This window comes from Arcticibacterium sp., assembly GCF_055134445.1.
This window is the reverse complement of sequence record NZ_JBSRVI010000126.1, coordinates 19,026-40,454: the sequence shown is the minus strand read 5'-3', so window position 1 is coordinate 40,454 and position 21,429 is coordinate 19,026. Positions and strand designations below refer to the sequence as shown.

General features: G+C 39.0%; 18 protein-coding genes. 3 read left to right on the top strand and 15 right to left on the bottom strand.

Annotation, left to right across the window (positions count from 1 at the left end):
- The 15 genes from ACTBZY_RS16405 to ACTBZY_RS16335 all read right to left on the bottom strand — a co-directional run.
- Positions 1–571 (bottom strand): sulfatase-like hydrolase/transferase (locus ACTBZY_RS16405; RefSeq protein WP_463047429.1); only part of this gene is annotated, 571 nt, incomplete at its 3' end.
- A gap of 42 nt (positions 572–613) precedes the next feature.
- Positions 614–1,990, bottom strand: a complete 1,377-nt coding sequence (locus ACTBZY_RS16400; RefSeq protein WP_463047428.1) for a sulfatase — start codon at positions 1,988–1,990, stop codon at positions 614–616.
- A gap of 151 nt (positions 1,991–2,141) precedes the next feature.
- Positions 2,142–4,652 (bottom strand): alkaline phosphatase D family protein, encoded by a 2,511-nt coding sequence (locus tag ACTBZY_RS16395; protein WP_463047427.1) that lies wholly within the window; start codon positions 4,650–4,652, stop codon positions 2,142–2,144.
- A 146-nt stretch (positions 4,653–4,798) separates the two neighbouring features.
- The gene (locus tag ACTBZY_RS16390; RefSeq protein ID WP_463047426.1) at positions 4,799–5,443 is read right to left on the bottom strand and encodes a bifunctional 4-hydroxy-2-oxoglutarate aldolase/2-dehydro-3-deoxy-phosphogluconate aldolase; all 645 of its coding nucleotides are present in this window, start codon (positions 5,441–5,443) and stop codon (positions 4,799–4,801) included.
- A complete protein-coding gene (locus ACTBZY_RS16385; protein WP_463047425.1) occupies positions 5,433–6,383 on the bottom strand; it encodes a 2-dehydro-3-deoxygalactonokinase in 951 nt (316 codons plus the stop codon). Before ACTBZY_RS16385 ends, ACTBZY_RS16390 begins: the two co-directional genes overlap by 11 nt.
- On the bottom strand, positions 6,380–7,822 hold the full coding sequence (locus ACTBZY_RS16380; RefSeq protein WP_463047424.1) for an aldehyde dehydrogenase family protein: 1,443 nt from the start codon (positions 7,820–7,822) through the stop codon (positions 6,380–6,382). The genes ACTBZY_RS16385 and ACTBZY_RS16380 overlap by 4 nt, the downstream gene beginning before the upstream one ends.
- 3 nt (positions 7,823–7,825) lie before the next feature.
- Positions 7,826–8,989: a mandelate racemase/muconate lactonizing enzyme family protein gene (locus ACTBZY_RS16375; protein ID WP_463047423.1), complete on the bottom strand. Its 1,164-nt coding sequence runs from the start codon at positions 8,987–8,989 to the stop codon at positions 7,826–7,828.
- 42 nt (positions 8,990–9,031) lie between these two features.
- Positions 9,032–10,030, bottom strand: a complete 999-nt coding sequence (locus tag ACTBZY_RS16370) for an L-rhamnose/proton symporter RhaT (protein WP_463047422.1) — start codon at positions 10,028–10,030, stop codon at positions 9,032–9,034.
- 152 nt (positions 10,031–10,182) lie between these two features.
- Entirely contained in the window at positions 10,183–11,481 is a 1,299-nt protein-coding gene (locus ACTBZY_RS16365) for a GntP family permease (RefSeq protein WP_463047421.1), read from the bottom strand.
- Positions 11,482–11,573: 92 nt separating this feature from the next.
- Positions 11,574–12,458 (bottom strand): AraC family transcriptional regulator, encoded by an 885-nt coding sequence (locus tag ACTBZY_RS16360; RefSeq protein WP_463047420.1) that lies wholly within the window; start codon positions 12,456–12,458, stop codon positions 11,574–11,576.
- A 242-nt stretch (positions 12,459–12,700) separates the two neighbouring features.
- Complete coding sequence (locus ACTBZY_RS16355) at positions 12,701–13,942, bottom strand: NAD(P)/FAD-dependent oxidoreductase (RefSeq protein ID WP_463047419.1); 1,242 nt, start codon at positions 13,940–13,942, stop codon at positions 12,701–12,703.
- Positions 13,942–14,250: a 2Fe-2S iron-sulfur cluster-binding protein gene (locus tag ACTBZY_RS16350; protein ID WP_463047418.1), complete on the bottom strand. Its 309-nt coding sequence runs from the start codon at positions 14,248–14,250 to the stop codon at positions 13,942–13,944. Before ACTBZY_RS16350 ends, ACTBZY_RS16355 begins: the two co-directional genes overlap by 1 nt.
- A 3-nt stretch (positions 14,251–14,253) precedes the next feature.
- Positions 14,254–15,414, bottom strand: coding sequence for a cytochrome P450 (locus tag ACTBZY_RS16345; RefSeq protein WP_463047417.1), 1,161 nt, complete (start codon positions 15,412–15,414; stop codon positions 14,254–14,256).
- A gap of 3 nt (positions 15,415–15,417) precedes the next feature.
- Positions 15,418–16,197: an alpha/beta hydrolase gene (locus ACTBZY_RS16340; protein ID WP_463047416.1), complete on the bottom strand. Its 780-nt coding sequence runs from the start codon at positions 16,195–16,197 to the stop codon at positions 15,418–15,420.
- Positions 16,198–16,200: 3 nt separating this feature from the next.
- Positions 16,201–17,310, bottom strand: a complete 1,110-nt coding sequence (locus ACTBZY_RS16335; RefSeq protein ID WP_463047415.1) for a Zn-dependent alcohol dehydrogenase — start codon at positions 17,308–17,310, stop codon at positions 16,201–16,203.
- A 128-nt stretch (positions 17,311–17,438) separates the two neighbouring features.
- On the opposite strand from ACTBZY_RS16335, the gene ACTBZY_RS16330 reads away from it, so the two are divergent.
- From ACTBZY_RS16330 to ACTBZY_RS16320, 3 genes are all read left to right on the top strand, one after another.
- Positions 17,439–18,269, top strand: coding sequence for an AraC family transcriptional regulator (locus ACTBZY_RS16330; RefSeq protein WP_463047414.1), 831 nt, complete (start codon positions 17,439–17,441; stop codon positions 18,267–18,269).
- A 362-nt stretch (positions 18,270–18,631) separates the two neighbouring features.
- On the top strand, positions 18,632–20,023 hold the full coding sequence (locus ACTBZY_RS16325; RefSeq protein WP_463047413.1) for a sulfatase-like hydrolase/transferase: 1,392 nt from the start codon (positions 18,632–18,634) through the stop codon (positions 20,021–20,023).
- Positions 20,020–21,423, top strand: a complete 1,404-nt coding sequence (locus tag ACTBZY_RS16320) for a glycoside hydrolase family 28 protein (protein WP_463047412.1) — start codon at positions 20,020–20,022, stop codon at positions 21,421–21,423. The genes ACTBZY_RS16325 and ACTBZY_RS16320 overlap by 4 nt, the downstream gene beginning before the upstream one ends.
- The last annotated feature ends 6 nt before the right edge of the window (positions 21,424–21,429 follow it).

The window sequence follows — 21,429 nt, the reverse complement described above, 5'->3', positions numbered from 1 at the left end:
ATTCTAAGGGATGGAGGTATTCAAAGATAATCTTAGCACCTGCTTCTTTTTGCTTTTTATAAGCCGCTTTATATTGCTCAGGAAAGTATTTATGACCCCCACCTAAAAAACCGTAAAATTCATCAAATCCTCTTTTATTTGGATGAAACTGTGGAACAGCACCTAAATGCCACTTCCCTATGGCTCCAGTATGATACCCCGATTCCTTTAAAACATTGCTAATAAAAATTTCATTAAGTGGAATCCCGCCTCTAACTAAATCTTCACTATTAGCTGGTAAATTAAACTGAGAACCCATGACATGGGGATATCTACCTGTCATAAGTCCTGCTCTGCTAGGCCCACAAAACGGATGAGCCACATAAGCCGAAGACATCATCGTACCGCTGTGTGCCAACTTATCTAAATGAGGTGTTCTAATATCTGGTGAACCATTAAAGCCGACATCATTATAACCCAAATCATCGGCAAGAATTACAATAATATTGGGTCTTCCGTCAGGTTTATATAAACTTGAGCTTATTAAAAACAGACCCATTAAAAGACTAGAAACTAAAACTGTTCTTTTCATGACTTCAGACTATAAATATTAAAAAATGGCGTTTCTAACCCTTTAATTAACTTTCCTATATTTATCCATCAGCTCAATATCTAACTGCTCATACTTCTTTTGAAGCATCCACCTTGGTCTTTCTAAAGTTTTTTCCCAGTCGAAAATCATTTTATACATTTTCCTTACCCTTTCTGGATTTAAAGCTGCCAAGTCATTTTGCTCTGAGATATCCTCATCAATCCTGTAAAGTTCTGCAGGCCTATCAGGAAATCTAATAAGCTTCCAGTCGCCCTCACGCACCACCGCTCTAGCATCCTTTTTCCAATACAGAATGTCGTGCGGTCGACCCGACGCTTTCCCTTGTAAAAAAGGTATCACATTTACCCCATCTAGACTTTCTAAGTCTTTTGTATTTCCGCCTCCTGCAACATAAAATGTAGGCAATAAATCTAAAGTGCTAATGGGTAAGTTATAGGTGCTATTTGGTGGAATATTTCCTGGCCAGCGAATTAAGAAGGGTACACGAATACCACCTTCTAGGTGTGTGGCTTTGGCTCCTGCCAGGGGTAAATTCACGGAAGCATTATGGTCTACCGGGCCACCATTATCATTCGTGAATATCACAATGGTATTTTCAGATAAACCATTTTGGTCTAAATAATCTAATATTTTCCCACAAGCTCTGTCCAATGCCAAAGTCATGGCTGCCACTTGCTGCCTTTTGCCACTGAGTTCTGGAAATTGGGCTAAATCTTCTTTGGTGGCATCCATTGGCGTATGCACGGCATTAAAAGCCAAATAAGCAAAAAACGGATTTTCCTTATTTTTTCCCATAAATGAAATCGCTTCTTCTGCTAGCAAATCCGTCAAGTATTGGGTAGGCTCTTGGAAATTATTGAATCCATATTCCAATTTATTTTGAACCTCCTCAGGTGGTTTTGTGTAAGCAAAATAATCTCTCGCTCCACCCCGAAAACCGACGAACTCGTCAAAGCCTCTTTTTAAAGGATGAAACCTATCTGCTCCTCCTTGGTGCCATTTGCCGAAAATAGCAGAACGATAGCCCAACTTTTTTAAATAGTCGGCCATTGTTTTTTCTTCTACCGGCAATCCCATTTCTATTCCGTCAACTGCAGAAACGGCACTCATGTATCCAGGAACATTGTTTTCCTCAAAACCAAAACGCTGCTGGTATTTCCCTGTTAATAATCCAGCTCTTGATGGACCGCAGGTAGGATCAGAAACGTAAGCCTGCGTACATCTCATGCTTTGCTTGGCGAGCTTATCTAGGTTGGGTGTTTTCATTACTTTACTACCTTGAAAACCGAAGTCGGCATAACCGGCATCATCAGCAAAAAGTAAAACAATGTTGGGCTGCTTTTGGGTAAAGCCAGCCAATGGCGTTATTAATAACAGCAATAAAATTATCCTCTTCATTAGGGTGTCATAGATTTATGGTACAAAACAACACGATAAAAAGGTAAGTGAGTAAGCCTGAATTAACACACTATTCCTTTATATTATCCTAAAGTGAGAAATTATAAGTCATACCGCTATTTTGAGACCTATACTAGAACTGAACACTATCCTAAATACTTATTTCCTCTTCTGGGTCTAAGCTGATATGAACTCCGCTTAACACTTTCAAGTTTTTGCCTTCCCCTATGGATATTCTGTAAGTGCCATTCATAAATATTGCAGGCTTATGGATGTATCCTAAAGCTCGCGTTGCGGATACCAAGTCTCCAGTACTTTCTAGGTATATTTTAAAAACCTGATTGGGTTTGGTGGTTTTTATTTTCGGTAAAAAGCCAATTGCTCGCCTACCGTCATTTTCCATTTGTTTGATGGTTAATGGCCAGCCAGGGTAAGAATTCCCTGGAACATTCTTCGATAAATCAGCCAAGAATCGGATGGCTTCCATTTTAATGGTTCTGGATTGGGTATTGAAAGTTATAAAGCCATAGCCTGAGGCTTTTTTCTGAGCTTTTACATATCTATTTTTTTCTTGGTCAAACTCTTCTTCAGGATTACCAACCGCAAATACGAAGTTATCGTTTCCGAAAATATCTCTGTAAAGACCGGTATTAGGAAGACCATGAGCAGGTCTATTTATATAAGGAACGTTTAAGCTGTCTGGCTTAGACCATCTTGGATAACCCGTAGAAACAGCTGGCGTACAAAACGTCCATCCTCCATCTTGTTCATGGTCTATGCTATATTGTACCAAGAAGGGAAGGTGTTGGTCGCCATTTACATGAAATACTGCTGCTTTTTGCATCAGTCTCAAGACCTCATCTCTTTGCTTTTTTGGCCATCCACCAGAATCTAAATCGCCATAGAGAAATTCCTTTTTGGGTCCATGATGTGTGGCCACATTGGCAAAAAGCGTTTGACTCAACATTACTTTCATATCCACATCTTTCCAATCTTCTGTCCAATCCTTTAAGAATTCCATTTGAGTATTACCCATCATAGATAAGCTTTCGGACTCCAGTTCATTGGCATTTAATCTTACCGTCACATGGTCTATTCTTCCCTGACCTTTTCTAATCATTTCAGGTCCCGACTTAAACATCCTGTCGCTCACAATCGCAAAACTTACCCCACCATACCTTAAGTGTGTATACCACGTGCTAATACCAGAAGGTAAGACCTCAGGATGAAAAGCATCGGGAAGATGCCCACACTGGGTTTTATTCACCACATTTATCATTTTGGCTGTTTGTACCATACCACCTTGGGCATCACGCTGAGCGTCCCATTCATCTATAGAAAGCAACTTACCGCCCTCTCCCCAAAGGTTTCCTTGAAAAACATCATGATCGTCTGGCGTGCAAACCGTAGGACGGTCTCGCATCAAATGACCAAAAGCCCAGCCAAACATATAATATTTCCCCAAATAGCTTAAAATAGCCTTTTCTTCGGGTTCACGTTTAATGGGGTATCCACCATTTTCCTCATAAATCTGGTCACCAGAAAAATATAGTAAATCAGGATTACTCTTACTTAGATTTTCTACCAAAGGCCTATATGGAAAACCCATGGCATGTTGACAGGTAAGTGCACCTAACTTTAACAAATCTCCTTTAGGTTCTTTTCTAACGATGCCCTGATAATGATGCGTATTTCCATCCAGTTCATATACAACCCTGTAGGGTGTATCTTTCATTTCTGTCCAATCCTTCACCTTAAACACAGCCGTAAAAGCATCCCTGTCAATCTGTTGTGTTTGTACACTTTCCCACACCCCATTTTTTTGAAGTTCCAGATGACTAGACCGATTGTCTTCTTCAGAAATGGGAGGAAATTGAGCGGTAAGTTTTAAAGTTTGGTCGGATAAAGTGTACATACACCAAAAAATAGGGCCAAAAGTGTCTTTCCGACTTTCTATAACTTTTGAACCCTCAAGTTCTAATTTGTTCCACCAAAAAGAAGCTCCTTTCTCCAATTGGCATATGTCCATCAAGCCAGATAGGTCTTGCGAAATGCTTTTTGATAAAACTTCCGTCCTCCCTTTTTTATCCTTAACCCTTATGATAAGTTCTGAAATGTTATTTTTTGTAATCGAAGTCAGTTTTAATTCAAACTCATTTAAATCAAAGTCACTACTAAGTTTTTTAAGGTCATTTTCTATAAAAATCTCCTTATTTAAACTGATTCCTACTTTTATTCCATTTCCAAAATAACAAGCCGCTGAAGTACTTTCTGGGTCTGTCGTATCTTTTACCCCTACCGAAAAACCAAAAGTGGCATTGTCATTTTCTGATTTTATCAAACCTGCCTTACAGCTTAAAGAGAACGTACCATCTCCTTTTTGAAGTTGATAGCCTAAAATATTTACGCTAGCGTTTTTGACAATTCCGTCGCTTTCAACTCTTCCATTTTTCACTCGCCAGTCTTCCAGCGGAATACTCCAAAATTGTTCTCCAAGCCAAACACGGTTATTTGTTTTTTTGAAGTCCTTTTTTAAGATACTTTGAGGAAATTTAAGCTGGTTCAAATCAAATTTTCCTGTATTTCCAAAGGCATCCTTTACGCTTAGAATGGAAACGGAATAAGCAATTTTCTGAATAAAATTTCTTCTTTTGAGAGACATAGTTCTTTAGGGTTGAATAGTTTTTAAATGACTTCTTGGGCGTTATTTACCTTAAAACTAAGAGACTATTCGCTATTCACGAAATCGGGGGATATCTCACTTAAAATAAATTACGAAATGGTTTAAGCCTATAGTAAGGAGAAAACTTATAAAAAGTCTGCAATCTCTGCTTTAATGGACATAAAATGATTTTTCAGACCTCCTTTGTCACGCTTATGAATGAGCTTTTTTGGCAAAAGAGAGCTGCCCATACCTACGCCATAAACACCCGCCTCAAAAAAAGATTTGATATTTTCTAAAGCCACTCCACCTGTAGGCAATACCTTAATTTGATCTAGAGGACCTTTAATATCATTTATAAAGGACACGCCAAGTTGTGTCGCAGGAAAAATCTTAACGGCTGTGGCACCACAAGTCCAAGCCTTATATATTTCTGTAGGCGTATAAGCTCCAGGAAATATTGGAATGTTATCTGCCACTGCCGTTTTTATAATGTCTTCATCTATAATGGGGGTTACCATAAACTGCGAACCTGCATTTTTAGCCCTACGATAGTCCTCCATACTACAAACCGTACCTGCTCCAATATTCATTTCCGGAAAGTCTTTCACCAGACCAGAAATCATTTCTGTGGCACCTTCGGTATTCATGGTAATTTCTAAAGTATAAAACCCTGATTCCTGATATATTTCAGCAATCCATTTTACGATTTCGTAATCATATCCACGAATAATGCCAACAACAGGCATTTTTTGGTACTTATCTTGAGAAAAATTGGTATTAAGAGACATATTGATTTATGATTTTCCTTTGACCTTTCAGTAAAGCTTGTAGAATATAGGAAGCATCAAAGACGATTATATTTTTAGAATGGTGCAAGGTAGCCAGAGCCATTTGATATAAAGTAAAAACTGGCTCTGCGGCACATAAAAATAACTTGCTCTTATGGTCTTTCAAATAGGCCAGTTCGCTACCAATGAGCATTCCGCTGAGTAAGAAGTAATTATCTTCTTTAGAAATATCATGTAAAAGCGTATTGGTCCTCACAGAAAACAAAATAGAACTTAAGGATTCACTACTTCCTTTTTTTACGCCTGAAACAAAAGCCTTTTTATGGATTTCAGTTAAGTGTCCTGCCTGCACAGAATCAGATAAAATACTCTTTTGTGAAAGCAACTGAAAAAGCTCCCCAGTCATGAACGTCTTCATAGTGGTGAATTGTCCATTTTTATAGTTGAGATGCTTGCTATGTGTGCCAGGCAAAAGCAATACCCCTTCTTGGTAAGGCTGAAGTAATTCTTCCAAACCGATGGCTTGAATTTCCTCTCCCCGCATGACACTGCTATCCGTTTTTACACCAGAAATTAGAATTGTTTCCAAATCATTCGTTAGACTAATAACCTTCCAGTTTAGATTAGATCCGCTTCCATCAAAGGGAACTTCTGCATAAGTCATTTCTTCCAGACCAATATTGGAAGAGGCCATCCCTGAAATGACGACAAGGTTTTTCTGATGCTCAGTCTCCAATTTTTGAATCTGAGAAACCAGATAATCTCCAAAAGTATCTTGTCTGTTTTTTTCAGACTGCTTCAAAAAAAGGTCATTGAGTGTCTTTATTCCAACATTCGTTTGCACCGTTTCCAGCACAGTCAAAGTTTCGGTTACGACCAGCCTTAACCTAAAATTGGTAGTTCCCCAATCAATACTAATGAAGTGTTCTGGAAGTATCATACCATTTCCAATGATTTACTAATGCGTTTTTTAATGAGATAATCGTCTAATGCAAAAGTGGAACAGTCTACGCCAATGCCGCTATTTTTAATTCCTCCATGAGGTAAGTAAATATCGTATTTCACACCATTGACTTGTACTTCTCCAAAAGCAAGATGCTGTTCAAAATACTTTTGAGTTTCCTCGTTTTTGGTGAAAACATAAGACGCTAAACCGGCGTCAGTGTCATTGGCGTAGCCTAAAACCTCTTCTTTAGTATCGAAAGGAACAATCATGGCTACTGGGCCAAATATTTCGTGGTTTAAAATCTCTGCTTTAGGATTGTTAATCTTGATAACCGTAGGTTGAAAGTAATAGCCCGGTTGGTCTATGGCTTTTCCTCCGAACATCACTTTACTTCCCTGAGCCAACGCCATCTCCACTATCTTTTCAATCTTCTTCACTGATTGTCTATTGGCCAAAGGACCCATTTGAGGTTTATTTTCTTTGCCGAAACCAATTTTAGTATGCTCAAAATTCTTTACCATACCTGCGATAAAGGCATCAATCAGCGTGTTGTGCACATAAAACCTGTTAGGAGCAACACAGATTTGACCCGTATTACCCACTTTTAATGCCGTACCTAAACCAATAGCCAGATTTAAGTCAGCGTCTTCCATGACTATAAAAGGAGCATTACCTCCACACTCCATACTGTATCTTTTTATAGAGGTTTTAGCACTTTGTTGAATCAGCTTCTGAGCCGTTTCTGTGGAGCCTATCATCGTAATAAGACTTGGTATTTTACTTTCGCAAAGCGGAATCCCTACATTCTCAGTATCTCCACAAATGATATTGATAACGCCTGCAGGAAAATTCATTTCATCACAAAGCTCTCCAAGAATATAAGCCGAAAGAGGAGAAAATTCTGATGGTTTAATAATGATGGAGCACCCAGCCGCCAAGGCGGGTCCAAGTTTAAAACCTAGATTTAAAAAAGGGAAATTATAGGCCAAAAACGCTACCACCACACCCAAAGGTTGAGATAAAAGTGTATGCTGATGTGTGCCTTCTCGGTCTGGAATATTGAGGTCGGTTCTTTTTAAAATTTCTTCTGGATAATATGCTAGCGAATTGGCAATGCTGGTCAGGTCTTCGTCTGTACCTTCCCAAGTTTTACCCATTTCGTCCATGATACTTTCGCGAAGCATATCACGGTTTTCTAAAATTTTGGAACGCAAACGAGAAATCCAATCTAGCCTAACTTCCATGGGCATGGCAGACCATGAAACAAAACCTTCTTTGGCAGCTCGCAATGCTTTTTCAGTATCGACTTTTGAAGCCCATGCTATTTCAGCTATTTCCTTTTCATTTCCAGGACAGACTACCGTAAAGGTTCCTCCATCCGTAGCTTCTGTTAATGAGCCGTTTATATATAATTTTTTAAATCCGTATTTCATATCTTATTTTAATAAGCCGTTGGTTACATAAGCTGGAATTTCTAAAGCATATTTTTGTATGACATCTTCATTTACTTCAAAGCCTAATCCTGGACCGTCTGGTATTTTCATTTCACCGTTGATAACTTCTAAGTTTGCATTGGTAAGTTCTTCTCGCAGAGCATTTTCCGTCCTATCAAACTCCATCATACAAGCTTCTGGAATCATTCTCCCTGGCATCACATCCAAATTGGCAATAAAGTGCATGGCAGCCGAAATGGCAATGCTGGTACCCCAAGTATGTGGTATAATTTCTACGCCATAAGTACTGGCCAGCGTGCTAATTCTCTTGGCTTCTGTTAATCCTCCAGTGGCACATATATCGGGCTGTAAAATATCCACGGCCTTTGCCTGAAGAAGTCGGTGAGCACCAAATCTAAGATATTCACATTCTCCTCCCGAAATGGGAATGGTGGTTTTTGACCTCAATTCAGCATATTGATCATAATACTCTGGAGAAATAGGTTCTTCAAACCAACCGATATCATATTTTTCTATCGCTCTAGCAAGCTGAACCGCCTCACGCAGGTTATAGGCATGGTTGGCATCTACCATTAACTTCACTTTAGAGCCGATTGCCGCTCTAACCGCCGCTACGTTTTCTATATCTTTTTCAATCGTTAAGCCTACTTTTATTTTCATGGCTTTATAACCTTGATTGGCATACATTTTGGCCTCCTCTGCTAATACCGTAGGCATATGACCACCATGCGTAAAATACATTCCAGTAGCATATGGGCTTATAGATTCTCTTTTCTTACCGCCCAACAGGGTATGCACTGGCAGGTCCATAATCTTTCCTTTCAGATCCCAAATGGCCACATCTATGGCACTTACAGAAGCCTGTAATACGCCACTTCTGGCGTAGTCTAGCGTTCGCCTGTACATAATATTCCAGATGGTCTCATTTTCTAAGGGATTCTGACCTATAATAAACGGTTCTAAAAGTTCTACGCCAGCTTTAAGAACTTTAGCAGGACCATAACCTTCCCCCCAACCCACATGTCCGGTGTCTGATGTTATTTTGACGATGCAAATTTTACGTTCGCTATACTCCCACTGAGAAAAATAGAAACTCTCCTTGAGCTTATCATTGAGTATATAACTTTCAACAGAAACAATTTTCATTTTAATTATTTTTAAGCGTAGATATCCTTTTTAAAAAGAGGTTTAGAAATTATTAGCGTATCCTAGAATAAGTGTAGCGATGATGAGGATGAATAATCCAAACAAAAGCCATTTAAAAGAGCTGCTGCCCTTATGCCATTCTTTATTCATATATGCCCATACGTTACTCACTATTAGTGAGACGCCTAGTAAAATAGGCCAACCAATAACTGGTCCCATATCGCCCATTAGCGTAGCTCCCTGACCATAAATACCCAAAGCTCCAAACCAAAAAACACCCGCTAAAACAGCCCAAAGGTAGGCCTTGTTGGCATGGACAGATTTGAACGAATTCCAAGATTTATTTTTAGTTAGAAGTACAAGTGCATACCCCGCATTCATGATATAAGCTCCTAATAAAACCACGACCCAAATGGCTAAACTGCTATTTCTAGCTAAAGCTCCACTAGCCTCTGCCATAACACCTACAGGGTGAGCTTCTACAAATCCAACATTCAATAATGCCGAAAGTACACCACTGGCCAAGGCTATTAAAAGACCTACTTTTAAGCTTGAGCCTCCCTCAGAGCTATTTTCTTTATCCTTCAGTATACCTGCATATGCCGTAACAGCCACGCCAACTAGCATAATACCTACCCCTATTAATATATAAGGAAAAGCAGTTAGACTGGTAGCATCTTCTATTCCAAAAAGTGGAATAAGACTTCCTACTGCCGAACACACCCCCATCACAATACCATAGGTCAATGAAATACCAATAAATGGTATGCTTTTACCAAACATAATCCCTCCAATTCCCCATAAAAACCCAAAGAGCATACCTAAAAATATGGACGGAGTAGGTGCAGCGGCTATTACCTCAAATAAATCAGGAACTACAAAAAGAGCCCAACCAATGGGTAAGACTATCATAGCTATAGTGGCATGTACTAGCCACCAAGCCTCCCATTTTAAAGGTGACATAAATTTCATTCCGAGTCCGAAAGAACCCTGGAAAATACTTGCGACAAGTATTATTATTAAAGGCAAAAAAGAGGTCATATAGGTTTGAATGTTTTCTACACAAAGAAAGTATCCTTAGCCTTCTTAGCATCGGTGTGTTTTACCCTACGATTGCACTATTTTAACTTAATTTATCAACGTTCAGATAAAATACCATCTAAAATTAACTTAAAATGCTTGCTAACAGCAGATTAAAGAAATATGGATAAAATAGCAATCATTAAGCCTCCTCCAATAGCAATCACTATGGATAGTAAAGAAAAAGAATGAAGCACTTGAGGAACATTGAAACCATGTATTTCTTTAAATAGCCAAAAAAAGCTACTATTTACATGGATAATACCCATTGAGCCAGCACAAATAGCTGCCGCCGTAAGAGAAGGGTCAAGCTGACCGCCACTCACCATAGGTGCCACAATAGAACTGGTGGTTAACAGAGAAACGGTAATCGATCCTGTCATTGTCGTAAAAATAAAGCTTAGCAATAAGGGCAAGAACAAACCCAAAGCGTTGATATGCTCAAAGTTGGCCATGAGTTCATTGACGATCTGTGTATCTTTTATTACTTGTCCAAACGCACCACCTGCACCGGTAATCAGTATGACCATAGCACTTTTTGACGCTGCTTGTTTAAAAAGCTCATTTAGCTTTTCATTAAATCCATTTTTCCTCAATAAGAAAAGAGATATACTCACACCAATCATTAAAGACCAAATGGGACTTTTCACAAAAAGAATAACGGGGTTTTGACCTTTATAAAAAGCACTAACCGTCATTAAAAAAAGTGGAGAAAGTAAGGCTAAAAAAGGCAAAGTTTTTCTAAAACCAATTAACTCAGCAGGCCTAGCATCTTCATTGTCTGGAACTTCAATTGATACAGAAGATGGAATTCGCTTTGAAATGCTATGAATCCAAATCAAACCGACAAACATAGCCCCTAGACCTACTAAGATATTAATAGGTATTATTTCACCGATATCCACATTCAATAAACCGGCTACAGCTACAGGTCCTGGTGTTGGTGGTATCATAGCATGAGAAATGGTAAGACTCATGGCTAAAGCCATCCCTAGCGTGAGTAAAGACTGCCCAGTTCTTTTTGAAAGAGCAATAACAGTAGGTAAAAGTGTTAAATAGGCCACATCCATAAAAACCGGAATGCCTATTAAAAAGCCAATAATCGCTAAACTAAAGGTCAGGTATTTGGTACCAAAAAGATTTATAATGCTCTCTGCAATTTGATTAGCTCCGCCTGTTTCTGCTAAAATTTCGCCTAGAAGCGTTCCAAAAAAGATAACCAGTCCTATCCATTTCAATGTGTTACCAAAACCAGAAACAATGCTCTCATTTACATCTGTCATAGAGGAACCTGTCAATACGCCTAGCAGAAGGGCTGATATTAAAAGTATGGGAATGGGATTTACCTTAAAAACAGTAACACCCACTATCAAAAATGTGATACTAAAAAGGAGTACTAAAAGACTAACCATACTTTTTTGAGGCAAAAGTAAATTTGATACTAAAAAAACAATAGCTTATTTCTACCCAAAAGTAATCTCTAATTAACTTATCGGGAGATTGTCTAGTCCAGCTCTTCCTTCATTTGGTATTTCTCCATATAGTCTGAAGGTGTAATTTTCATCAAGTTTTTAAACTGGCGATTGAAGTTAGTCACGGTATTGAAACCCGACTGATAGGCAATGGTGGCTATTTGCTCTTTGCCCTCTATCAGCATTTTGCAGGCATGCCCTAATCTTATTTCTATCAAAAACTGTGTAAATGACTTTTTGGTCTTATTCTTAAAGTATCTACAAAAGGCGTTTGGCGTCATACAAGCAATGGAAGAAATCTCAGCCAGTTCTATTTTCTTTTCAAAATTTTCATTTAAAAAAGAGATAACCTTTGCCATTCTTTCCTTTTCATCCGAGCTGAAGGAGTGCTTTATTTCCTCTTGGCATAAAAGCTCATGATTGTCGGTATTGGATAAGATATCCAGCACTTTTAATATTTCAGAAACGCCACCGAGCCCCTTAGAACCTAGTAAACCAAGAATGTGATTATGCACCAGATAGGTGCTTGATTTTGAAAACTTAATACCTCTATTTGACTTCTGAAACATAGCCCTTAAAGTTTGGGTTTCAGAGAGCTCTGAAAATGCTGGACCAAGAAAGTCATGCATGAATTTTACCACGACCAAATCCACCTCAGAAATAGCTTCATTTCCTTCATAATAAGCACGGTCATTCCTAAACAAATGAGGCACATTACTGCCAATCAAATACAACTCACCCGGCTCAAAGTTTCCAATGGAATTTCCAACAAATCGCGTACCTGTACTCTTTAGAAAATAGATAAGTTCCAGCTCAGGATGAAAGTGCCAGTCGTGTTCAATACACGGAATATTATCCTGCCTCACAGAAAAGCATTTCTCTGGACTTAACTCATTTTTTTTGAATATTAATTTCATTCGGGTTGAAAACAATAATTTTAAAAAAGCCAAACTACCTTAACCACTCTTAAATATAATAGCATTTAAGAAAGGGTTTTAAAATTAGGCTTGCTCAAGTGCTATAAGACTAATTCCAGTTCACTTTTTGAACTATTAAGATAACCAAGAAATTGCCAATATACATATTATTTCAATGAATTGACCCACACCAAATCAAAGGACTCTGAATGTCCAGAAACTCATTTCTACAATGGACTTAATCAGCTCGTTAATAAATCATAGTTCAAGGACGTCTTGAGATCCATTAAGACGTCCTTATTAACCCGCTGATTTTCTTTCAATATTTTAGTACCCAAAACGTAAGCCTTGGCATTATTAACAGCATCTACAGAAAGTAATTTGTCGTCCTGAAAATACCAAGCTGATAGCTTTTTCTCCTCCTCCACTCTTAATAAGACCTGATTGTAGCCTCCTGACAATCCTACCATTTGAAGCTTTACATCGTATTGGTCAGACCAAAACCACGGTAAGGCGTTATAAACGGAAGTTTTCCCGCAAATAGCCGCAGCAGCCACTTTACCTTGATCTACTGCATTTTGAACAGATTCTAAACGAACATAGCGTTTATAATGCGGATTAAAGTGCCAAGTGCAATCACCAATACTATAAATATCAGGTTCAGACGTTCTGGCTGTTTCATTCACTTTAATGCCATTCTCCACATCCAAACCGACTTTTAGGGCCAGTTCAGCATTGACTTTTATCCCTACACCAATTATTATCATTTCTGCATCGAAAGAGGTGCCATCTGTACAGATAACTTTGTTTATACCAGATTCATTTTCAATAGACTGAACCTGTTTTTGGGTCTGAACATTGACGCCATTATTTTGATGCAATTGATTAAAGAAAGTAGACATCTCTGGAGCTGTAACTCGAGCTAAAATACGTTCTTCTCTTTCCAGCACATCTACCGAAGCTCCTAATTTTCTCAAAGAAGCGGCTATTTCTAGACCAATATAACCACCTCCAATTATCACTACCTGCTTGGTTTTACAGGTTTCAAAAGTGCTTTTGATTTTGTAGACATCGGCTGCCGAACGTAAGAAACTTAAGTTTTTTGCTTTATCAAGACCCTCAATGTTTGGCACAAGGGGTCTAGCCCCAGTCGCCAGCACCAGTTTATCGTAGGCTTGCTGACCGCCATCTTCTAAAGTAATGATTTTATTGGCTTTATCAATTTCTAAAACTGCGTTTCCTAGTCTTAGTTCTATGTTTTCCTTTTCATAAGACTGAGCCGGTTTTAAAAGAAAATTTTCAATCCCCCCTTCGCTAGTTAGAAAGGCTTTAGACAAAGGAGGGCGATGATAGGGCAATTCTGGGTCTGCATCATACAGAATTATCCGCCCCTGCCATCCCTCTTTTCTGAGAGAAAAAGCAAAGTTGACACCTGCATGACTGGCTCCAATGATAACGCAAATTTGCTCTAATGCCCTTTCCATTATTTAGCTACTTTTAAAATAACACCATCTAAAGCCTCCGTAATCTCAATTTGACAACCCAAACGGCTATATTCATCGGTATTGTCGTCTAGCTCTAGCATGTCCGTTTCTATCTCGCTGGCTCTGCCCACTTGTTCTATAAATTCTGGTAAAACATGAACATGGCAGGTGGCACATGAACATACACCACCGCAATCGCCATCTATGCCTTTGATGTTATTTTCTACCGCAAGTTCCATCACATTACCTGATGTACCTTCTACGGTAATAGACTCATTATCAGAAGTTAAAAAAGTTATTTTTGCCATTTTTTAGTTGATTTTTAATAATAATTTATGAAAGCCCACTTTGCGTTTAAAATCACCCCAATCTTCTATATTCTCTTCAAAATCAAGCAGTTCCATTGCCGTTTTTCTTTCAGAGAGAATAGTGATAAGCGTTTTTAAAATTTGTCGGGCATGGGTTGCTCCTAGGCAGTTATGGTGGCTAAAGCCAAAACCTACATGTGGATTAATTTTTCTATCTAAAACTACTTCATTTGGGTTCTCAAAAACAGCTTCGTCTCTATTGGCGGAAGCCCAACATAAAGAAACTCGGCTATCGGCTTTGGCGGCGTGTTCGCACACGGTAGCATCTTCCGTAACCACTCTTCCCATATGCGTTAGTGGTGCAAAATACCTCACCAATTCCTCCACAGCTTTACCTATCATTTCAGGATTTTCCTTTAATACTACAAGTGCTTTTGGATTTTCTGCAAAATACGCTAGGGAATTGGTCACTGCGTTTATAACCGTATCTCTGCCCCCCGCAAAAGTTAAAACCATTACCCCTTTAACCTCTTCTTTAGTCAGTTTTCTACCCTGAAAATCGCAGTTAAGTAAATAGGAGTATAAATCTTCGCCAGGGTTTTCAAAAGCTTCGTCTATTTTAGCATCTATATAGTCATACAAAACGTTCGCCTTGTCCGCATCTAAAGCTTCGCCTTCACTTCTAAACACATGAGTTCCCCATGAAATCCATGTTTCAGACTCCTCAAAAGGTGTATTCAGTAAAAGTGTTAAGGCTTTTGACTGCAGTGGCAATGCAAATTCAGTGACGATTTCAACCTTATCCATTTTCATCACTTCCTCCAACAACCCTTCTATTTGCTCTTTAAGCTCTACTTGATATTGGGCTTGCAGCGGTCTTTTAAACCATGCTTCCATTAAGGTTCTATATTCGCCATGTACGGGCGGGTCTACTTCAAATGGAATTTGACGCGTCTCTCTAATATTTACTTCTGAGGGCACCACAATACGCCCAGGAGTTGCTCCAGACTGAAAAGTTTTATAATTATGAGCCGTTTTACGAACATCCTTATGTCGCAAAAGCATCATAACATCATCATCTTGGTCTTGTACTTCTCCAAATCCTTTTGTTTTTCTAGCCTCTTCAAACGGATCGGGAAAAACACTTGCATTTTGTTTTTTCATATTTCAAATTTGGTTATTGAAGAAAAGTAAGGTTTCAGCAATATTATTTTGCCAATATTCCCAACTGTGCTCGCCTTTTTTAATAAAGAAGCTATGGGGTATTTCGTTATCTAAAAGCTGTTGATGTAATACTTGATTGGATTTAAAAAGTGTGTCTTTTTCGCCACAATCAAACCTAAAAGGTCTTAGGCTTTCTTTATTTGCCAGTATGATGTCAATAACATTTTCTTCCGATAGCACGGCTTCTTTCAGCGAATCCATATTTTCTATAAACTCAGCCATTTGGTCAAAGCGAGTAATAGAACTCAAACCACTAAATGCTTTAAAAATTTGGGGATATTTAGCTCCTAAACGCAAGGCTCCAAAACCTCCCATAGACAAACCCGCAATAAAAACAGGTGAAAGGTCATCTACTTCTTCGTAATTTTCTTTTACTAAGTCAATGACGTCTTTGGCTATCCATTTTTCATAATCAGCCGTTTTATGTTCCAAATATCCACTGCCATCTTGGAAAAGACCATCAGAAGGCATCATTAGCATCATGGGCTGGACTTGCTTTTGGCTTATCAATTCTTGGAGTGTTTCATGGACTTTAGCACTAAGCGACCACGCCCAATGACTCCCATAAACACCATGAAGCAATACCACTAGGGGCATACTTTTAAAATCTCCTTCAGGCTTAAAAACTGTTACATCAGCACGGTGTCCTAAAGCAGGACTTTTAACCGTAAAACAGTCGAATTGGTCTATTCTGGCTCTTTCTGTGGTAAAAAACTTTTTCATAAATTATTCAAAAACGATTACGCCTTTGGCATTTTTACCCGCCAACATATCCTCAAAAGCCATTGGTAAATCTTCCAAACTATAAGTTCTTGTCACCATTTCATCTAACATTAATTTACCAGATTTATAAAGCTCAATAATTTGAGGAAAATCTATTTGCGGACGTGCTTTACCATAGAGCGGATTGATATATATTTTATCCCACTCAAATAGACTCATGTCTACCATTATTTCTTGCTCTATTCCGCTTACCTGCACAGCAGTACCTGCATTACGAACCATGGCTAGGGGTGCCGCTCCCAGAGCTGGAATGGCAGTACACTCAAAAGCGTAATCTGCCCCGCGGCCATTGCAAAGCTCCTTTATCTCCTTTGCTGCTTGGCTTAAATCCTTGTCTTCTTTCTTTGCCAAAAGAATATGCGTAGCTCCAAACTGCTCTGCCAACTTTAACCTTTCTGGATTAATATCTATGGCTATTATTTTGGCAGCTCCGCTCACTTTTGCCCCTTGAATCACATTTAAACCCACACCGCCTGTCCCTATCACCACCACGCTGCTACCTGCTTTTACTTTGGCGGCATTGGTAACAGAACCAAATCCCGTCATCACGCCACAGCTTACTATGGCAGCACTTGGAAATGGCACATCGGCATCTACTTTTACGCAGGCTGCTTCACGCACCAAAGTGTATTCGCTCATGGTGCCTAAACCAAAAGCATGTTCTATGGGTAGATTATTATAAGTGGTACTTTCTAAGCTTGCGTGTCCTCCAGAAACGGTATTTCCAGCTGTTACCGCAGAGTTTTTCTCACAAATATGTTGGTTTCCTTCCTGACATTGAAAACACTCATAACATGGAATGGCCCAGTTTAAAATCACAGCATCTCCTATTGCTAAACCCTTCACCTCAGGGCCAAGGGATTCCACAATTCCTGCACCCTCATGACCCATTACTATAGGTTTACCCCAATTAATGGAGTCCCAGTCTGTGTGGCAAATGCCTGCGGCCTTCATTCTAACTAAAACCTCATCGCCTTTAGGCTTATCAATTTTAATTTCTTCGATGCTATAATTCCCGTCGCCTTTGGCAATTGCCGCTTTTACTGTTTTCATTTCAATATTGATTGTTTAAAAATCATTAAACAAAATTCTCAAAATTCCGCTTTTAATATTTGTCACTTCTTTCCAATTAATTGTCCTATATTGTCATATATATCATTTCATTAGCAAATAGAAGTCAAATGAAGGCAGTTTATGAACATATCAACCCTGGAGTTCGTCATTCTGTGACGTACAGACTTTTTGAGCTTCCTGCCTTTGATTCCCCTTTCCATTATCATCCTGAATATGAATTAACCTACATTATTAAAGGGGATGGTTTACGCTATGTCGGCTCACAAATAGAAGAATTTCAAGCGGGCGAACTCATACTCCTTGGCCCAAATCTTCCTCATTGTTGGATAAACCGTGAACTCCCCGAAGGTGAAGCGGTAAAAGCATTTGTAATTCAATTTCATCCCGATATTCTAGAAAATTCATGGATAGGACTTCCTGAATTTGATGGTATAAAACAACTCCTAAACAGTTCTAAGCAAGGCCTGACTTTTAAAAACATTTCTTATGAAAAGTATTTAGATCAATTAACCAGCTTAAAACCAGCAGGACAGTTTTTGAAGCTTTTGGAAATCCTCCTGGAACTCTCAGAAAGTGAAAAATCAAATTTGCTTTATCATATAGATAGCGAAAACAAAGATCAGCATAGGTTTCAAGAAGTTTTCTCGCATATCATCACCCATTTCAGAGAAAATATAAGCCTTGACGAAATAGCTGAAATAGCCATGCTGAGCCCCACCTCATTTTGTAGGTACTTCAAAAAAATAACAGGAAAAACCCTGGTTGAAATCATTTTAGACTACAGATTAAAAGCTGCAGCCCAATTACTGCTTCGTACCAATAAACGTATTGGTGAAATTGCCTTTGAATCAGGTTTTGAAGACATTCCATATTTCAACAGAACTTTCAAAAAATGGAAAGGAATAAGTCCTGGCGAATTCCGTAAAGCTTCTCATTAATACACGTGGAAAACGACGGCTTTAAACTATTAAGCAATTCACCCATCATCATTATTTACCTAAAAAAGCGAGTGCTTTCATAAATAGGACTGAACAGTTCAATTATTGCTCAGAAGAAGTTTCTAACTACCACTATAGCTTTCCACCATTAAAATTAAGCTAGAGAGCTCCTTTTCTGCCAATATCCGACAATCTACCATAACAACTTCGCATCCAAAAGAAGGCACTCTCCGAATAAAACTATTTGGAGATAATATAGTATTATGTTTTGCTAGATTTTAAAATATGATTGCTTTTTCCACTGTCTACCTTTGAAGAGTTATTAAAACTCTCAAAAAATAAAGCAAATCATAACATTAGCCATGAACAAGTTAAGTCTCTTAACATTTCTTTTTCTTCATCTATTAGCTACTAATATTATGGCACAGAAAGAGAAAATCAAACCAAACATTATTGTGATTTTAACAGACGACCAAGGCTGGGCGGATGTTGGATTCAATGGCTGTACAGACATACCAACGCCAAACTTAGACAGGCTCGCTAAACAGGGTGTAATTTTCAGCAATGGCTATGTTTCTCACCCCTACTGTAGCCCTTCTAGAGCTGGGCTTTTAACAGGAAGATATCAGGCTCGTTTTGGACACGATTGTAACATGCCATACCAGCAAGAAAACGATGCCACTGTAGGTACGCCCCTTTCTGAAGAAATGATACCAGAGGCACTTAAACCTTTAGGATATAGAACAGCTGCTATAGGTAAATGGCATTTAGGAGACCATCCAGACCTCCATCCCACGGCTCAAGGATTTGACCATTGGTTTGGTTTCCCTGGTGGTGGAATGAACTATTGGGGAATTGCGAAAGACCCACTACAAACCATCTACAGAAATGGAATTCCTGTACCAGAAAAAGAACTCACTTATCTGACAGATGATTTTACAAAAGAGGCCATTTCCTTTATGAAAGAAGAGCCTCAAAAACCATTCTTTATATATCTAGCGTATAATGCTCCACATGCCCCAGACCATGTCACATATCAATATTTAGAAAACACAAAACACATAGAATACGCTGGCAGAAACATTTATGCTGCTATGGTAAATGCGGTGGATGCCGGAGTGGGAAGAATAGATTCGACCCTGATAGCCAATGGGCAGAAAGAGAATACCATCATCGTTTTTTTAAGCGATAATGGCGGCAGAATAGAACATGCCGATAACCGACCATACCGTGGCCATAAGGGAATGTTATTCGAAGGCGGAATTAAGGTTCCTTTTTTCATCACTTACCCCAAAGAACTTTCTGGAAATCAGACCTACCCTGAAATCGTCAGTTCATTAGACTTATTCCCAACATTCTTAAATGCCGCAGGAGGAAATGCCAAGCAAGAAAAGCAGCTAGACGGTGTAAATCTGATGCCTTTTTTGAAATACAAAACCCCGTCTAAACCACATGATGAACTGTTCTGGAGGTCGGTTGGTGGTTTTGAATATGCCGTAAGAAAAGGCAACTACAAACTTTATAAAAGTGCCTATAAAGAAAAAACAATGCTTTTCGATTTAAGTACAGACCCATGGGAAAAGCAAGATATTTCTGACACCAACGCTGCCATCATTGCCAATCTAGAAAGTGACTATAAGGTTTGGGATGCTCAAAACATACCGCCACAGTGGTTTGACCCTCATGCTGAAAACGTCATAAAAGAAGAGAAAAAATTACAAGCAGAACTTCAAAAGGCACAAAACAATAAATGATGAAATACTTCAAACTTAGGGGCCTACTTATTCTTTTCACTTTAACTTTCTTGGGAGCTAACGCTAAAGATTTCAATGTCATGGACTTTGGGGCAAAAGCCAATGGCATAAACAAAGACACCAAAGCCGTGCAAGCTGCCATAGACGCATGCACTCAAGCAGGGGGCGGAACAGTACTGATTCCTTCTGGAAAAACGGTGATGATTGGAACCATTTATCTGAAGGACTTTGTAACACTTAGCATAGAAAACGGTGCTACACTTTTGGGCAGCCCAGACATAAACGACTACACCACAGACACCCACAAAAACAGATATAAAAATGAACCACACATGGATCGCTGTCTGATTTTTGCAGAGAATGTCAAAAATTTCAGACTAGAAGGAAATGGCACCATTGACGGAAACGGCTATGTCAAAAACTTCACCAATAAAATTGGGCGTCCGATGCTCATTCGGTTTCTTAATTGTGAAAATATTCAAATTCGTGATTTAACCATTATCAATCCCGCCTCATGGACCTCCGCTTGGTTGTTTTGTAATAATATTTCGGTTTCTGGAATACACATAAAAAGTAGGGTAAATAATAATGGTGATGGACTCGATTTTGACGGTTGCACCAATGTGCGGGTTTCAAACAGCTCTTTTGACACCAGCGACGACTCCATTTGTTTACAAACTTCGCGTGCCGACAAACCATGTAAAGATATCGTAGTGACCAATTGCACTTTTACCAGTAAATGGGCGGGCTTGCGTATCGGATTGTCTTCAAGAGGCGATTTTGAATCTGTGACGGTGAGCAATTGCACTTTTCATGACATAGATGACTCTGGTCTAAAAATACAGATGAACGAAGGCGGAGAAATGAAAAATATGATCTTTTCTAACCTCATTATGAAAAATGTCCCGCGACCTATTTTTATGACTTTTTGCCAACAAAGAGCAGGTGTAGAATCCCCAATGGAGCTTTTTCCTATGAAGGCCATGCACCACTTCAACTTCAATAATTTCATCATAGACAACAGTGAATTAGACAAAAATTCGGGCATCATCATAACCGGAATGCCAGGACATGACATTGGCGACATCGTGCTGAACAACATACAAATGACAGTGGCAGGAGGCGGCTCGAAAGCCGATGCTTCCAAAACAAATATTAATGAATTTACACCTGAAGTATTGGGCAACTGGTGGCCAGAATTTACGCTGATTGGCACTTTGCCAGCCTTTGGAATTTATGCCCGTCACGTTAAAAACCTTCGTATAAATGGGTTTTATATTGAAACCAAAAGCGATGACCAAAGATACCCAATTGTGCTGGACGATGTAAAAAGCGGCACTTTCCATGAATCACAAAGCAATCAGGAATTCATTAAAGAAACCACCATTCTCAGAAAATAAATAGCC

What these genes read in the sequence shown, in the direction of transcription:
- ACTBZY_RS16355 (WP_463047419.1), bottom strand. Translation starts at nt 13,942, where the DNA reads ATGGAAAGGGCATTAGAGCAAATTTGCGTTATCATTGGAGCCAGTCAT.
- ACTBZY_RS16375 (WP_463047423.1), bottom strand. Translation starts at nt 8,989, where the DNA reads ATGAAAATTGTTTCTGTTGAAAGTTATATACTCAATGATAAGCTCAAG.
- ACTBZY_RS16395 (WP_463047427.1), bottom strand. Translation starts at nt 4,652, where the DNA reads ATGTCTCTCAAAAGAAGAAATTTTATTCAGAAAATTGCTTATTCCGTT.
- ACTBZY_RS16385 (WP_463047425.1), bottom strand. Translation starts at nt 6,383, where the DNA reads ATGATACTTCCAGAACACTTCATTAGTATTGATTGGGGAACTACCAAT.
- ACTBZY_RS16320 (WP_463047412.1), top strand. Translation starts at nt 20,020, where the DNA reads ATGATGAAATACTTCAAACTTAGGGGCCTACTTATTCTTTTCACTTTA.
- ACTBZY_RS16340 (WP_463047416.1), bottom strand. Translation starts at nt 16,197, where the DNA reads ATGAAAAAGTTTTTTACCACAGAAAGAGCCAGAATAGACCAATTCGAC.
- ACTBZY_RS16400 (WP_463047428.1), bottom strand. Translation starts at nt 1,990, where the DNA reads ATGAAGAGGATAATTTTATTGCTGTTATTAATAACGCCATTGGCTGGC.
- ACTBZY_RS16360 (WP_463047420.1), bottom strand. Translation starts at nt 12,458, where the DNA reads ATGAAATTAATATTCAAAAAAAATGAGTTAAGTCCAGAGAAATGCTTT.
- ACTBZY_RS16350 (WP_463047418.1), bottom strand. Translation starts at nt 14,250, where the DNA reads ATGGCAAAAATAACTTTTTTAACTTCTGATAATGAGTCTATTACCGTA.
- ACTBZY_RS16370 (WP_463047422.1), bottom strand. Translation starts at nt 10,030, where the DNA reads ATGACCTCTTTTTTGCCTTTAATAATAATACTTGTCGCAAGTATTTTC.
- ACTBZY_RS16325 (WP_463047413.1), top strand. Translation starts at nt 18,632, where the DNA reads ATGAACAAGTTAAGTCTCTTAACATTTCTTTTTCTTCATCTATTAGCT.
- ACTBZY_RS16365 (WP_463047421.1), bottom strand. Translation starts at nt 11,481, where the DNA reads ATGGTTAGTCTTTTAGTACTCCTTTTTAGTATCACATTTTTGATAGTG.
- ACTBZY_RS16345 (WP_463047417.1), bottom strand. Translation starts at nt 15,414, where the DNA reads ATGAAAAAACAAAATGCAAGTGTTTTTCCCGATCCGTTTGAAGAGGCT.
- ACTBZY_RS16390 (WP_463047426.1), bottom strand. Translation starts at nt 5,443, where the DNA reads ATGTCTCTTAATACCAATTTTTCTCAAGATAAGTACCAAAAAATGCCT.
- ACTBZY_RS16335 (WP_463047415.1), bottom strand. Translation starts at nt 17,310, where the DNA reads ATGAAAACAGTAAAAGCGGCAATTGCCAAAGGCGACGGGAATTATAGC.
- ACTBZY_RS16380 (WP_463047424.1), bottom strand. Translation starts at nt 7,822, where the DNA reads ATGAAATACGGATTTAAAAAATTATATATAAACGGCTCATTAACAGAA.
- ACTBZY_RS16330 (WP_463047414.1), top strand. Translation starts at nt 17,439, where the DNA reads ATGAAGGCAGTTTATGAACATATCAACCCTGGAGTTCGTCATTCTGTG.